Consider the following 12,287-nt stretch of genomic DNA (forward strand, 5'->3'; position numbering starts at 1 on the left):
CCAGTATGATTTTCTTGCCATCCAGACGGCCCACGCAGGATCGGGCTGCGATGACGGCCACGTCGCCACTGCACGTGGTGCGCGAGGAACAGCTCGCCCGCCTGGGCGGCGACACATTCGACATGTTGATCGTCGGGGGCGGCGTCACCGGCGCCTATGCGGCACTGGACGCGAGCCTGCGTGGCTATCGCGTCGCTTTGGTCGAGAAAAGCGACTTTGCGTCCGGGACGTCGTCCAAATCCTCGAAGATGGTTCATGGCGGCCTGCGCTACATCGAACAGGGCAATCTCAGCTTGGTACGCCACTCGCTGCTGGAGCGGCAGCGCCTGCGCCGCAATGCGCGCCACTTGGTGCAACGGCTGCCGTTCCTGTTTCCGGTGATGGAGCGCGACGGCGTGTTCGACAAGCGTCTGGCGAAGGCCTTTGAGAGCCTGTTGTGGATGTATGACCTTGCCGGCGGCTGGCGCGAAGGCATCTTGCACCAGAAACTGACCAAGGCTGAAGTGCTGTCGCACTGCCCAACGTTCAACGAAGCGTACCTGACCGGCGGCTTCATGTACTTCGATGCGCGCGTGGACGATGCGCGGCTGACGCTGACGCTGGCGCGCACCGCGGCGTTCCACGGCGCGGCGGTGGCCAATCATGCGCGCGTGGCCGAGGTTACCCGTAATGCGCAAGGACGCGTCAACGGGGCAATCGTGCATGCCGACGGCCGCGAAATCCGCGTGCGCGCCGGCGTGGTAATCATGGCAACCGGCGTCTGGCTGCGCGACTGGGACGGGCGCCGCAAAGGGGATGCACCGGCGCTCCAGGTACGACCGGCCAAGGGCGTGCACGTGGCGATTCCGTGGTTGAAGATCCGCAACGACTGCACCGTCACGATCCCGGTGCCGGGCCGCAATCGGCGTGCGACGATCACCCGTTGGGGCAACGTCTCGTATCTGGGCACCACCGACGAAGACTACGATGGCGACCTGGACAACGTGTACTGCACGCGGCAAGAACTTGATTTCCTGCTGGAAGGCGCCCGCTCGGCTTTGAAGACGGACCTGCAGCCGCACGACGTAGTGGGCAGCATCGCCGGCTGCCGGCCGCTGGTTGGCCCACCCGGCGGCAAGACGATCGAGATGCGCCGCAACCACGAAATCCGCGTCGCGCCCGACGGCCTGGTAACGATTGTCGGCGGCAAGCTGACGACCTCCCGGCACATGGCGGAGCAGACCATCGACGCGGCGCAGAAAGTCATCGGCAAACGCGCGCCATGCCGCACGAAATCGGCCTACCTGCTGGGCGCGGCTGGCTACGATGCGCAGGCGATCGTCGCCTCGGGCGGGCTGGCCGCGCATCTGGGCGAGCGCTACGGCACCGAGGCGCGTTTTGTCAGCGACCTGATCGATGCACGCCCGTCACTGCTCGCCCCGATCGTCGAGGGCTTGCCGTACAGCGAAGCGGAAGTGGTCTACGCCGCGCGTCATGAGTTGGCGCGCAGCGTAGACGACGTGCTGTCGCGACGCACGCGCGCGCGCTTGATGGCGCGCGATGCGTCAGCCCGCGCCGCACCGCGCGTGGGCCAGATTCTGAAGGCGGAGCTCGGCTTGTCCGACGCGCTCGTCGCCAGCCAGGTGCGCGACTACGTCGCGGCCGTCCAATACGAAAAATCGGTCCTCATCGGAGATAACGGATGATCAGCAAAGAAGCCATCCAGCGCGGCTACAACCGCGGCAATTATGTCGTCGGCGCTCACACACCGCCACCGTACTCGCTGAATTTGCCCAGTGTGCCGTACGACGTGCCGGCCGGCGGCATGCAACGCGCACCGGTGCAGGTCTCTGAACGACAATGCGACGCGCTGCGGGAAATCGCCGACGAGGTAATCACGCAGCCGGCACAAGTGGTCGCGTGGACCCGTGATTGGTGGGCCGCCTCGATGGTCACAGAAACCGCCGGCCGGCCAGCCACGCCGCACGCCGTCGTCGTGCGCGTGTCCAGTGTCGCGCAGGTCCAGGCAGTGATGCGCATTGCGCATGCGGCGTCGATCCCGGTGACGGCATCGGCCGGGCGCAGCAACGTCACCGGCGCGGCGCTGCCGGTGCGGGGCGGCATCGTACTGGACTTGTGTGGCCTGAACCGGCTGCTCAGCGTGGATCACGAGAGCCAGCTCGTCGAGGTGGAGGCGGGTATGTTCGGCGACGTGTTTGAGGCATCGCTGCAGCGCGAGCACAAGTTGACGATGGGACACTGGCCGTCGTCATTCGGCATCAGCACCGTGGGAGGGTGGATTGCCTGCCGAGGCGCCGGACAGTTGTCCACGCGCTACGGCAAGGTTGAGGACATGGTGTACGGCATGGACGTCGTGCTGGCCGACGGCTCGCTGATCAGCGTCGGCGGCTATCCACGCGCGGCAATCGGGCCGGACCTGCAGCAGCTGTTTATCGGCAGCGAAGGCACGCTGGGCATCATCGTACGGGCACGATTAAAGCTGCACCGCCTGCCAGACTACGGCCGGGCAATTGCCTATGGCTTTGACTCGTTCGCCGCCGGCCTGCACGCGTGCCGCGAGATCATGCAGCGCGGCGCCCGTCCGGCGGCGCTGCGTCTGTACGATGCACTCGAAAGCGGCGTGCAGTTCGGCCTGCCAGACACGAATGTGCTGCTGATCGCCGACGAGGGCGCGCGCGAGCTCGTCGATGCGGGAATGGTGGTGTGCGAGCAGGTATGCGAGCCGCAAGGGCAGCGGCTGAACGGGGACGCGATCTTCGAGAAGTGGCTCGACACGCGGTACTTGACCGGCAAGAGCGCGGAGGGCTTCAAACGCAGCCCAGGGTTTGTCGCCGACACGCTGGAGATGGCTGGGTGCTGGCGCGATCTGGCCGCGATCTATCGCGACGTGGTCGATGCGCTGCAATCGGTGCCGGGTACGTTGGCGGGCTCCGCGCACCAGTCGCATGCCTATGTGGACGGCGCATGCCTGTACTTTTCATTGCGCGGCGAAGTGGGCATCGAGCAGCGCGCTGCGTGGTACCGTCGTGCGTGGGACGCGGCCAATGCCGTGCTGATCCAATACAATGCGACGCTGAGCCACCACCATGGCGTGGGTCTACTGCGCGCGCCCTACATGCGCGACGCGCTGGGCAGCGCGTTCCCCGTGCTGCACGCGCTCAAGCGTGCGCTAGATCCGAAGAACATCCTCAATCCTGGTAAGCTCGGCTTGGGTGACGACATCATCGCGCCAGCAAGCTGATATTTTGATATGGACAAGTCTCTCGGAGCGCGTCTGGCCCGACATCCCGTGATCGCGACGCTGTACGGCGCCGAGCAGCTCGACAGCTTCATTGGCAGCGCGGCCGAAGTCGGCATCGTGGCCAACGTCGAGCTGCGCAAGCTGCAGGCGGTCGTGGCCGCGCTGACGCGGGCCGGCAAGTTCGTGATCGTCAATATTGACAGCTGCGATGGGCTGTCGCAGGACAAGGGCGGCGTCGAATATCTCGTCGATATTGGCGTCACCAGCCTGGTGTCCACGCGCGTGGCGACGGTGCAGCGTGCCAACCGCGCCGGCCTAGTGACAATGCAGAAGGTCTTTGTGACGGACCGCTCGACATGGCCGCGCAGCGTCAAGGCGATCGAGCAAAGCGATCCCAATCTGGTACAGCTGATGCCGGCGCCGATGCTGCCGCACCTGCGTGAGCAAGACCGTGCGGCGCTGCCGCCGATCGTCGCATCGGGCTTCGTCTGCAATGAGCACGATGTGCGCCAGGCGCAGGCGCACGGCGCAGTGGCGGTGTCCACTAGCGACAGTCAATGGTGGAACCTGGATACGCCGCATTGAACGCGCGATGGACCGTGGAGGAGGAAACCAACGGTGAGGCCACCTTACTTGCAGGTCATTGCCCACTATTTCGCCAAGCCCGGGCAGAGTGAACGCGTGCTGGCGCTGCTTGACGCGCTCGCGCGCGCCACGCGCGATGAGCCGAAAAACCTAGACTACCAGTTCTTCCGCTCGCCGCACGATCCTGACCATTTTGTAATCCTCGAGCAGTACACTGACGCAACGGGATTAGACGAACATCGGCAAACGCCGCATTTTCAGCAGATCGGTTACGGGCAAATCATTCCGATGCTCGAACGCCGCGAGGTCAGCAGCCATATGGTGCACGGAGCAAGCCAATGACCCCATTTCGCTTTCAGACCGTACCCACGGTGATCATGGAGTTTGGCGCGGCACGCCGGCTCGGTGCATTGTTGCGCGAGCGCTTTGGCACGCTCAGCCGGCTGTGCGTGGTGACCGATGCACTCCTGCATCGCAGCGGGCTGCTCGGGCCCGCGCTGGCGGACCTCACTGCGCAGGGTTGGCATGTCACCGTCATCGATAACGTGGTGGCCGATCCGCCCGAACAGGTGGTGCTCGGCGCCGCCGCACGCGCCTCGGCCGTCGGTGCCGAGATCGTGCTCGGACTCGGCGGCGGCTCGTCAATGGACGTGGCTAAACTGATCGCCGCCCTGGTGGCCGGGCACCAACCGCTGGCCGAGATGTACGGCGTAGGCAACGTACGCGGTACGCGCTTGCCGCTGGTACACATGCCGACCACCGCGGGCACCGGCTCGGAAGTCACCGCGGTGTCGATCGTCACGCTCGGCGAGGGGCGCAAGATGGGCGTGGTCGCGCCGCAGCTGTTCGCTGACATCGCGATTCTAGACGCGGAACTCACGCTTGGCCTGCCGCGCGCGGCGACCGCGGCCACCGGCATCGACGCCATGGTACATGCGATCGAGGCATACACGTCGGCACGCCTGAAGAACCCGCTGTCGGACAGGCTCGCGCTACAGGCGCTGGAGCTATTGTCCCGCCACCTGCTGCCGGCGTGCGACAACGGGCAGGACCGCGCGGCGCGCGAGGCCATGCTGCTCGGCGCGATGCTGGCCGGGCAAGCGTTCGCCAATGCGCCGGTGGCCGCCGTGCACGCGCTCGCGTATCCAATCGGCGGCCTGTTCCACGTGCCGCACGGTTTGTCCAACGCACTTGTGCTACCCCATGTGCTGCGCTTCAACGCGAACGCGGCCGCACAGCAGTATGCGCAGCTTGCAGCGATCATCGCGCCCGACGCACGCGGCAGCGACGAAGCCAGGACAGCGGCATGGATTGCAAGCATCGACGCGCTGATTGCCGCCACCGGGATCCCCAGGACGCTGCGCGAAGTCGGCGTCGGCCGGCACGAGTTGCCGAGAATGGCCGCCGACGCGATGCTGCAGACCCGCCTGCTCGTGAACAATCCTCGCGAAGTCCGCGAAGCCGACGCCCTCGCCATTTACGAGCAGGCCTGGTAGGACGCCCACGTTTCGTGGACTCGGCCCACATGTCTTTCTTTGCGTCCGGGGGACTCGGCCCACCGTACGTGTATGGCCCGCCGATCGTCTGTGACGGTGACGTTACGTTGGTGGATGCGGCAATGACGATTGGTCGGCGTCAGGATGGCAGCCGTGTGTTGCATTGCCATGGCGGCATGATGGATGCCCACGGCACGCACCACGGCGGCCATTTGGACCTGCAGCGGACCGTGGTCGGCCATGAGCCGATGCGGGTCAGGGTGTGCCTGTTCGACGAAGTGGAATTGGTCGTCTCCCATGATCCAGAAACCACCTACGACCTGTTGCAACCGATGAGAACACCGCTCGCATGAAAAAATCATGTCATGATCGAATCGGGCCGGCTAGCGCGGCTGGTCGTCGCGCGCGTCAAGCCCAACGAGGACCTGGTTACGTCGCTGGAACACCTGTGCGACGCGCACGAGATCGAGCGGGCGCTGGTGCGCAGTGCGGTCGGCAGCCTGCTCGGCGCCACACTGCTGCTGCCGCAGCGTGGCGCGATCGCGGCAATCACGGTCGATGGCCCCGGTGTGGAAAGTGTCGTTGCAGGAGTGGCTGGTGGGCTCCATCATCGAAGGTCCCGCCGTGCCGTGACACTACGCTGCCGCATAGTGGGCTGAATGCCGCGCAAGCGCGACGAAGGCGGCGAGGTAGTCGGTGTCGGCATCCGCCTCGCGCAGGCCTACAAAGATCTGCTTGGCGATGCCGTCGCGTCCCAGCCGCACCGGCTCGATCGGCATCTTGTCCGCATATTCCTGCACCAGCCAGCGCGGCAGCGCGGCAACGCCGCGACCGCTGGCAACCATTTGCACCATGATGTCGGTGGTCTCGATCGTCTTATGACGCTTCGGCCGCACGCCGGCCGGCATCAGGAATTGCGCATACACGTCGAGCCGGTCGATATCGACCGGATAGGTGATCAGCACTTCGCCGGCCAACTGCGCCGGCTCAACGTGCGTGCCACGTGTCAGTGCGTGTCCGCGCTGGACCACCAGCACCTGCTCGTAGTCGAACACCGGCTCGAAGCGAAGGCCCGCGCGGTGCAACGGATCAGGCGTGACCAGGATGTCGATGTCATAGACAAACAACGCGCCAATGCCGCCAAACTGGAACTTCTGCTTCACGTCCACATCGACGTCCGGCCATTGTGCCAGGTATGGCGACACCACCTTAAGCAACCATTGGTAGCAGGGGTGGCACTCCATCCCGATGCGCAGCGTGCCACGCTCGCCCTGCGCGTACTGCGCCAGGCGCGCCTGCGCGTGCTCCAGCTGCGGCAGTACGCGATTAGCGACCGATAGCAGGTATTCGCCCGCCTGCGTCAGCCGCAGGTTGCGGCCTTCGCGACGCCAAACCGCCGTGCCCAACATCTGCTCCATTTTCTTGACCGTGTGGCTGAGCGCCGACTGAGTCAGGCACAACACCTCGGCCGCAGCAGTCAATGAACCCCGCCGGTCAACCTCGCGCACAATCGCGAGGTGAATACGTTCGAGCATATCGAAACTTGAAAATAATTAATAGGACAATGAAATAATGCCACTTTTTTTCATGGATCCCAACCTCTATGATCGATGCACTCTTGACCCACCCTCTATCGAATTATGGCCATCACGCACAATCTGGGCTTTCCGCGCATCGGCGCAAAGCGGGAATTGAAATTCGCCCTCGAGTCTTACTGGAAAGGACAGTCCTCGCTGGATGAACTGAAGACAGCGGGCGCTCAACTGCGTCAGCAGCACTGGGCCAACCAGGCAAAACTGGACTGGTCGCCGGTAGGCGATTTCGCGTTCTATGACCAGGTGCTCGACATGAGCTTCACGCTCGGCAACCTGCCGGAGCGGGTACGCGACCTGGACGGCGACTCGCTGGACAACTACTTCCGGATTGCGCGCGGGCGTTCGGCCACGGACGGAGCATGCAGCTGCGGCGTGCAGGCCGGCGAGATGACCAAGTGGTTCGATACCAACTACCACTACATCGTGCCGGAGTTGAGCGCATCCACGACCTTTTCACTCGACGCGTCGCGACTGATCGACGAGCTCGAACAGGCGCGCCGCCTTGGCGTGAAAGCCAAGCCGGTGATCATCGGGCCGCTGACGTACCTGTGGCTCGGCAAGGCTAAGGACGACTCGGACAAACTCGCGCTGCTGCCGCGACTGCTACCGGTCTATGCGCAATTGTTGGCTGAGCTTGCCGCGTGCGGTGCCGAATGGGTGCAGATTGACGAACCGATCCTCGTCACCGAGCTCGATCCGCAGTGGCAGCAAGCGTTCGTGCACGCCTACGACACGCTGCACACCGATCGCGTTAAGCTGCTGTTGGCCACCTATTTCGGGCAATTGCAGGAGAACCTGCCGCTTGCCTGCCGATTGCCAGTGCAAGGCCTACACGTGGACACGCTCAATGCGCGCGATGAAGTCCGCGACGTCATCGCGGCGCTGCCGGCCGAGCGCGTGCTGTCGCTCGGTGTCGTCAACGGCCGCAATATCTGGAAAACCGATCTCGTCGCCAAGCTCGATTGGCTCGAGCCGATCCACCGGCAACTCGGTCAGCGGCTCTGGCTCGCGCCGTCGTGCTCACTGCTGCACGTGCCGGTGGACCTGGCCAGTGAGCGCGAGCTCGACGCCGAGCTCCGTTCATGGCTTGCATTCGCGCTGCAAAAACTGGACGAACTGAACGTGCTGGCTACAGCACTGAACAACGGCAGGCAGGCCGTGGAGGCTGAACTGCGGGACAATCAGGCCGCTATCGCGGCGCGCAAGGTATCGGCGCGCGTGCATAATCCGGCCGTCAAGGCGGCGCTTGCGCGCATCGACGCTGACATGGAACGCCGCACCAGCCCCTATCCGGAGCGCGCGCGCAAGCAACACGAGCAGTTGCAACTGCCGCCGTATCCGACCACGACAATCGGCTCGTTTCCGCAAACCGAGGAAATCCGCCAGGCGCGCAGCCATTTCCGCCGCGGCGAATTGGACGAGGCGGGCTACCATGCAGCCATGCGCGAGCAGATCGCGCGCAGCGTGCGCGAACAGGAGGCGCTGGGGCTCGACGTGCTCGTGCATGGCGAGGCCGAGCGCAACGACATGGTCGAGTATTTCGGCGAGCAGCTCGAAGGCTATGCGTTCAGCCAGTTCGGCTGGGTGCAGTCGTATGGCTCGCGGTGCGTGAAACCGCCGATCATGTTCGGTGACATCCGCCGGCCGAAGCCGATGACGGTCGAATGGATCCAATATGCGCAATCGCTGACTCACAAGCCGATGAAAGGTATGTTGACCGGGCCCGTGACGATCCTAAACTGGTCGTTTGTGCGCGACGACCAGCCGCGCGCCGTGTCGTGCCAGCAGCTTGCGCTGGCGATCCGCGAAGAGGTGCTCGATCTGGAACGCGCGGGCGTACGCGTGATTCAAATCGACGAGGCGGCCTTGCGCGAAGGTTTGCCGCTGCGCAAGTCACAATGGCATGAGTACCTGCAGTGGGCGGTCGGCGCGTTCCGCATTGCGGCCAACGGCGTGCGCGATGACACGCAGATCCACACGCACATGTGCTATTCGGAGTTCAACGACATCATCACGTCGATTGCGGAGATGGATGCAGATGTCATCACAATCGAAACCTCGCGCTCAGATATGGAACTGCTCGATGCGTTCGATCACTTCAACTATCCGAATGAGATCGGACCGGGCGTGTACGACATCCATTCACCGAACATCCCGACGCAGGAGCACATCGTCCAGTTGATGCGCAAGGCGGCCGAGCGCATCCCAGCTAAGCGCCTATGGGTCAATCCGGACTGTGGGTTGAAGACGCGCGCATGGACAGAAGTCATCCCGGCGCTGCGCAATATGGTGGCCGCCGCGCATACGTTGCGCGGCACCGCATAGCGACGCGCTCAGCGGCCTCGAACCGCGAGGCGCCACAGCGACGTCACCTCGCGGGCCCGCGCCGCATGCAACGGGTCCGCGGCGTCCGACGCTTTGGGATGACGCGGCCGGATATCGGCGCGGTCGAGCACCTGCAAGCCGACCGCGTCGATCATCGCGAGGAACGCTTCGCGCGAACGCAAGCCAAGATGCTCGGCCAGGTCCGACATGATTAGCCAACCCTCGCCGCCGGGTGCTAAATGCGCCGGCAGGCCGGTAAGGAACCCTCGTAACATGCGGCTGTCCGGATCGAACACGGCATGCTCGATCGATGTGCTCGGGCGCGCCGGCACCCACGGCGGGTTGCAGACCACCAGCGGCGCGCGGCGCGATAACGGAAAAAGATCCGCCAGCACGACTTCCACTTGCGCAGACAGCCCTAGCCGAGCCACATTCTCGCGCGCGCAGTCCAGCGCGCGCGAATCGACGTCCGTCGCGATCACGCGCCGCACACCGCGCCGGGCCAGCAATGCGGCGATTACACCGGTGCCGGTGCCGATGTCGAAAGCGAGTGCATCGGCACCCTTCGGCAACGGCGCCTGCGCTATCAGGTCCAGATATTCGCCGCGTACGGGCGAGAACACGCCATAGTGCGGATGAATCCGCTCACCGCCAAGCGCGTCGATGACCACACCCTTGCGATGCCACTCAAACGCACCCACCATCCCCAGCAGCTCGCGCAGCGAAACAACGCTTGCCGCGTCGTCGCCGGGTGGCGGACCGTATGCGTGCGCGCACGCACCACTCAGGTCCGGAGCACGGCGCAGCGGTATTCGGTAATGCGCATCAAGCGGCACCAGCAGCATCGCCAGCGTGCGGGCCCGCTGCGATTGCGCCAGCCGATGCAGGTTAAACGTTTCCTGTGGCGTCGCACCGTGCTTGGGCCGCCGGCGCTCAATACGCCGCGCGATGGCCTGCAACAACTGCCGTGCGTTATTGAAGTCGCCCTGCCACAGGATCGCGACGCCCTCGCATGCCAGCCGATAGGCGTGATCAGCGCTGACCGTATCGTCGGCCGGCACCACGCGCCGCGGCGGCGGCAGCCCGGCATGCGAGCGCCAGCGCGCGTGGCGGGTCTGATCGCCCTCGGTCCAACTCAGTATCGGGCCTTCGGATTCGCTCATCGCGTCAATGCGCCGGCGCCGAGGCGGGCCGAAGCTCGCATTGCACGTCCAGCTTGCCGGCGGCACCGAAATTGAGCGTCAACGGGATCGTCGTGCCGACTTTCAGCGCGTGCTGGGGCTGTTCGAGCATCACGTGATAACCACCCGGGGCAAACTGCAACGTGCTGTGGGCTGGCACGTCGAGCGCATCGACATGGACCATCCGTGACGTACTGCCGTTGCTCTGCGTCTGATGCATCATGACCATTCCGAAGGCCGGCGCATCGACGCCCTTAAGCGAGACCGGCTTGTCTGCGTCGTTCTTTATCGTGAAATAGGCGGACGACGGCAGGGTCGCCGGCATCGTCCGCACCCAACAACCGCTCACCTGCACCCCTGCCAGTCCAGAGGCCTGCGCGGCGGCGCTCAACATGGCAAATAGCGCCGCAGCGGCGCCTATTAAAGTCTTGACCTGCATCCCTACCTCCGGAATTGAACGGCGAAAAATCGAACAGCACTGCAGCATTATGCCAACGTCACGATCAGATAGACCACGTAGAGCACGCCGTTGAACAGCAGCGCCCAGACCGGCAGGCCGCGACCGCGCGACAGCGCGCGGCACCACGCTGCCGCGGCCAGTGTGATCACGATGCCGGTCAGCACCTCAATGCGCGGCTCCCATGGCGTGAGCATGATACCCAGCGCCGGCAGCAGCGTGCCTTGGAACACCATCGCGCCGGTGATGTTCCCGAATGCAAGCGTGTCCTTGCCGCGGCGCACCCACAAGATGCTGTTGACCTTCTCCGGCAACTCCGTGGCGATCGGGATAATCAGCAGTGACAGCAACAGCGGCGACACACCCAACAACTGGGAGACGCCATCCACGCCATGGATGAATCCCTTCGCGCCGCCAACCAGCAAGGCCAGCGCGAGGGCCAGCTGCAGCCAGATCGTCACGAGCCGGGTCGGGACACCGAAGCGCGACAGATGCATCACGCCCGGCGCCTCGGTACCGTGCCCGCCAGCCACCAACGCGTGCGATGCACGCAACGTCGCATACACGTAACGCAGATATACACACACGAGCGCGACGCTCAGCAATGCCCGCACAAACACGTTCGAATGCGGCACGTACATCGCGGCGGCCGATAACGCAAACGCAAACAAGAAATAGTCGAGATCGCGGTTAATGCCGCCGACCTCCGGCCGTATTCGTCCGCAGAGCCCGCGCTGGCGCAGTACCGCAACGGTCATCAGACAGGTGGACAGCGTCGCGAGCATCAGCGGCGCACCTAGGATCGCGCCTACGCCGATCTCCTCGTTGAGCCGCTCGCCGCGTCCCGACAAAATGGCAATCAGCGGAATCGACGTCTCGGGCAGTGCGGTGCCGACCGCTGCGAACAATGAGCCGGTCACGCCCTCAGATAGCTTCATCCGCTCGCCCAGGTGTTCCAGCGCGTTCGTGAACAATTCGGCGGCAACCAGAATCACCGCGAGCATCAGCACGAGTTCGAACACGAGCCAAGTCATGCGCACTCTCCCGCCGCAACGGACGACATGGCTAAACGGGCAGTGGGGTACGGGGAACGGGGATGTTGCACGATATCTCCACGGTCGGACAGATGAACCATGACGCGGCGCGACGGTCCGACCGGGACGAGGCGCGGCGTCGATGGTCTGGCCAAACCCGGGTGGGTCGAGCGCGCCACGGCATGAGCCAGAGACTGTTGGCGCGATCTTCCTGGCGTGCCGGCATCGAACTCATGCGGCGCGGCCACCCGGCAACGCAGCAACGCAGCAACGCAGCAACGCAGGAAAGGCTACTCCCCAAAGACCTGCGCATTCTAACCGACACGCGGCGGCTCGCATAGAATGCTATGCAGCACCGCGTATCCGCTAGCCC

Annotated in this window: 13 protein-coding genes; 9 read left to right on the forward strand and 4 right to left on the reverse strand. The window is 64.5% G+C overall.

Annotated features, from left to right (window positions below):
• Positions 1–5 precede the first annotated feature (5 nt).
• Genes KQH60_RS00550 through KQH60_RS00580 form a run of 7 tightly spaced genes read left to right on the forward strand, consistent with a single transcriptional unit; the run spans position 6 to position 5,981 of the window.
• On the forward strand, positions 6–1,685 hold the full coding sequence (locus KQH60_RS00550; RefSeq protein WP_237574685.1) for a glycerol-3-phosphate dehydrogenase/oxidase: 1,680 nt from the start codon (positions 6–8) through the stop codon (positions 1,683–1,685).
• Positions 1,682–3,241 carry an FAD-binding oxidoreductase gene (locus tag KQH60_RS00555; protein WP_237574582.1) on the forward strand — a complete coding sequence of 520 codons (1,560 nt, stop codon included), beginning with the start codon at positions 1,682–1,684 and terminating at the stop codon, positions 3,239–3,241. The genes KQH60_RS00550 and KQH60_RS00555 overlap by 4 nt, the downstream gene beginning before the upstream one ends.
• A 9-nt stretch (positions 3,242–3,250) precedes the next feature.
• Positions 3,251–3,826 carry a glycerol-3-phosphate responsive antiterminator gene (locus KQH60_RS00560; protein WP_237574583.1) on the forward strand — a complete coding sequence of 192 codons (576 nt, stop codon included), beginning with the start codon at positions 3,251–3,253 and terminating at the stop codon, positions 3,824–3,826.
• Positions 3,827–3,859: 33 nt separating this feature from the next.
• Positions 3,860–4,168: a putative quinol monooxygenase gene (locus tag KQH60_RS00565; RefSeq protein WP_237574584.1), complete on the forward strand. Its 309-nt coding sequence runs from the start codon at positions 3,860–3,862 to the stop codon at positions 4,166–4,168.
• Positions 4,165–5,322 (forward strand): iron-containing alcohol dehydrogenase, encoded by a 1,158-nt coding sequence (locus KQH60_RS00570; RefSeq protein WP_237574586.1) that lies wholly within the window; start codon positions 4,165–4,167, stop codon positions 5,320–5,322. The genes KQH60_RS00565 and KQH60_RS00570 overlap by 4 nt, the downstream gene beginning before the upstream one ends.
• Before the next feature lie 29 nt (positions 5,323–5,351).
• Positions 5,352–5,675, forward strand: coding sequence for a hypothetical protein (locus tag KQH60_RS00575; protein ID WP_237574587.1), 324 nt, complete (start codon positions 5,352–5,354; stop codon positions 5,673–5,675).
• Positions 5,676–5,687: 12 nt separating this feature from the next.
• Complete coding sequence (locus KQH60_RS00580; protein WP_237574588.1) at positions 5,688–5,981, forward strand: DUF296 domain-containing protein; 294 nt, start codon at positions 5,688–5,690, stop codon at positions 5,979–5,981.
• Here KQH60_RS00580 and KQH60_RS00585 read toward each other — a convergent pair.
• Positions 5,958–6,857: a LysR family transcriptional regulator gene (locus KQH60_RS00585; protein ID WP_237574590.1), complete on the reverse strand. Its 900-nt coding sequence runs from the start codon at positions 6,855–6,857 to the stop codon at positions 5,958–5,960. The two genes, KQH60_RS00580 and KQH60_RS00585, sit on opposite strands and share 24 nt — an antisense overlap.
• Before the next feature lie 105 nt (positions 6,858–6,962).
• On the opposite strand from KQH60_RS00585, the gene metE reads away from it, so the two are divergent.
• The gene (metE, locus tag KQH60_RS00590) at positions 6,963–9,242 is read left to right on the forward strand and encodes a 5-methyltetrahydropteroyltriglutamate--homocysteine S-methyltransferase (protein ID WP_237574591.1); all 2,280 of its coding nucleotides are present in this window, start codon (positions 6,963–6,965) and stop codon (positions 9,240–9,242) included.
• A gap of 8 nt (positions 9,243–9,250) precedes the next feature.
• Here metE and KQH60_RS00595 read toward each other — a convergent pair whose 3' ends face one another.
• From KQH60_RS00595 to KQH60_RS00605, 3 genes are read right to left on the reverse strand one after another with little or no spacing between them, the layout of a single operon-like run.
• Complete coding sequence (locus tag KQH60_RS00595; protein ID WP_237574592.1) at positions 9,251–10,405, reverse strand: class I SAM-dependent methyltransferase; 1,155 nt, start codon at positions 10,403–10,405, stop codon at positions 9,251–9,253.
• 4 nt (positions 10,406–10,409) lie between these two features.
• Positions 10,410–10,862: a copper chaperone PCu(A)C gene (locus tag KQH60_RS00600; RefSeq protein WP_237574594.1), complete on the reverse strand. Its 453-nt coding sequence runs from the start codon at positions 10,860–10,862 to the stop codon at positions 10,410–10,412.
• A gap of 47 nt (positions 10,863–10,909) precedes the next feature.
• Positions 10,910–11,914, reverse strand: coding sequence for a sodium:calcium antiporter (locus KQH60_RS00605; protein WP_237574596.1), 1,005 nt, complete (start codon positions 11,912–11,914; stop codon positions 10,910–10,912).
• Between the two features lie 182 nt (positions 11,915–12,096).
• Between KQH60_RS00605 and KQH60_RS00610 the strand changes: the two genes are divergently transcribed.
• Complete coding sequence (locus KQH60_RS00610) at positions 12,097–12,255, forward strand: hypothetical protein (RefSeq protein ID WP_237574598.1); 159 nt, start codon at positions 12,097–12,099, stop codon at positions 12,253–12,255.
• Positions 12,256–12,287: the final 32 nt, after the last annotated feature.

The organism is Mycetohabitans sp. B8 (assembly GCF_021991875.1).
Taxonomy (GTDB): Bacteria; Pseudomonadota; Gammaproteobacteria; order Burkholderiales; family Burkholderiaceae; genus Mycetohabitans.

Bases quoted from the DNA above. Each gene is read 5' to 3' on its own strand.
- KQH60_RS00550 (WP_237574685.1), top strand. From the start codon at position 6: ATGATTTTCTTGCCATCCAGACGGCCCACGCAGGATCGGGCTGCGATG.
- KQH60_RS00555 (WP_237574582.1), top strand. From the start codon at position 1,682: ATGATCAGCAAAGAAGCCATCCAGCGCGGCTACAACCGCGGCAATTAT.
- KQH60_RS00560 (WP_237574583.1), top strand. From the start codon at position 3,251: ATGGACAAGTCTCTCGGAGCGCGTCTGGCCCGACATCCCGTGATCGCG.
- KQH60_RS00570 (WP_237574586.1), top strand. From the start codon at position 4,165: ATGACCCCATTTCGCTTTCAGACCGTACCCACGGTGATCATGGAGTTT.
- KQH60_RS00575 (WP_237574587.1), top strand. From the start codon at position 5,352: ATGTCTTTCTTTGCGTCCGGGGGACTCGGCCCACCGTACGTGTATGGC.
- KQH60_RS00580 (WP_237574588.1), top strand. From the start codon at position 5,688: ATGATCGAATCGGGCCGGCTAGCGCGGCTGGTCGTCGCGCGCGTCAAG.
- KQH60_RS00585 (WP_237574590.1), bottom strand. From the start codon at position 6,857: ATGCTCGAACGTATTCACCTCGCGATTGTGCGCGAGGTTGACCGGCGG.
- metE (WP_237574591.1), top strand. From the start codon at position 6,963: ATGGCCATCACGCACAATCTGGGCTTTCCGCGCATCGGCGCAAAGCGG.
- KQH60_RS00595 (WP_237574592.1), bottom strand. From the start codon at position 10,405: ATGAGCGAATCCGAAGGCCCGATACTGAGTTGGACCGAGGGCGATCAG.
- KQH60_RS00600 (WP_237574594.1), bottom strand. From the start codon at position 10,862: ATGCAGGTCAAGACTTTAATAGGCGCCGCTGCGGCGCTATTTGCCATG.
- KQH60_RS00605 (WP_237574596.1), bottom strand. From the start codon at position 11,914: ATGACTTGGCTCGTGTTCGAACTCGTGCTGATGCTCGCGGTGATTCTG.
- KQH60_RS00610 (WP_237574598.1), top strand. From the start codon at position 12,097: ATGAGCCAGAGACTGTTGGCGCGATCTTCCTGGCGTGCCGGCATCGAA.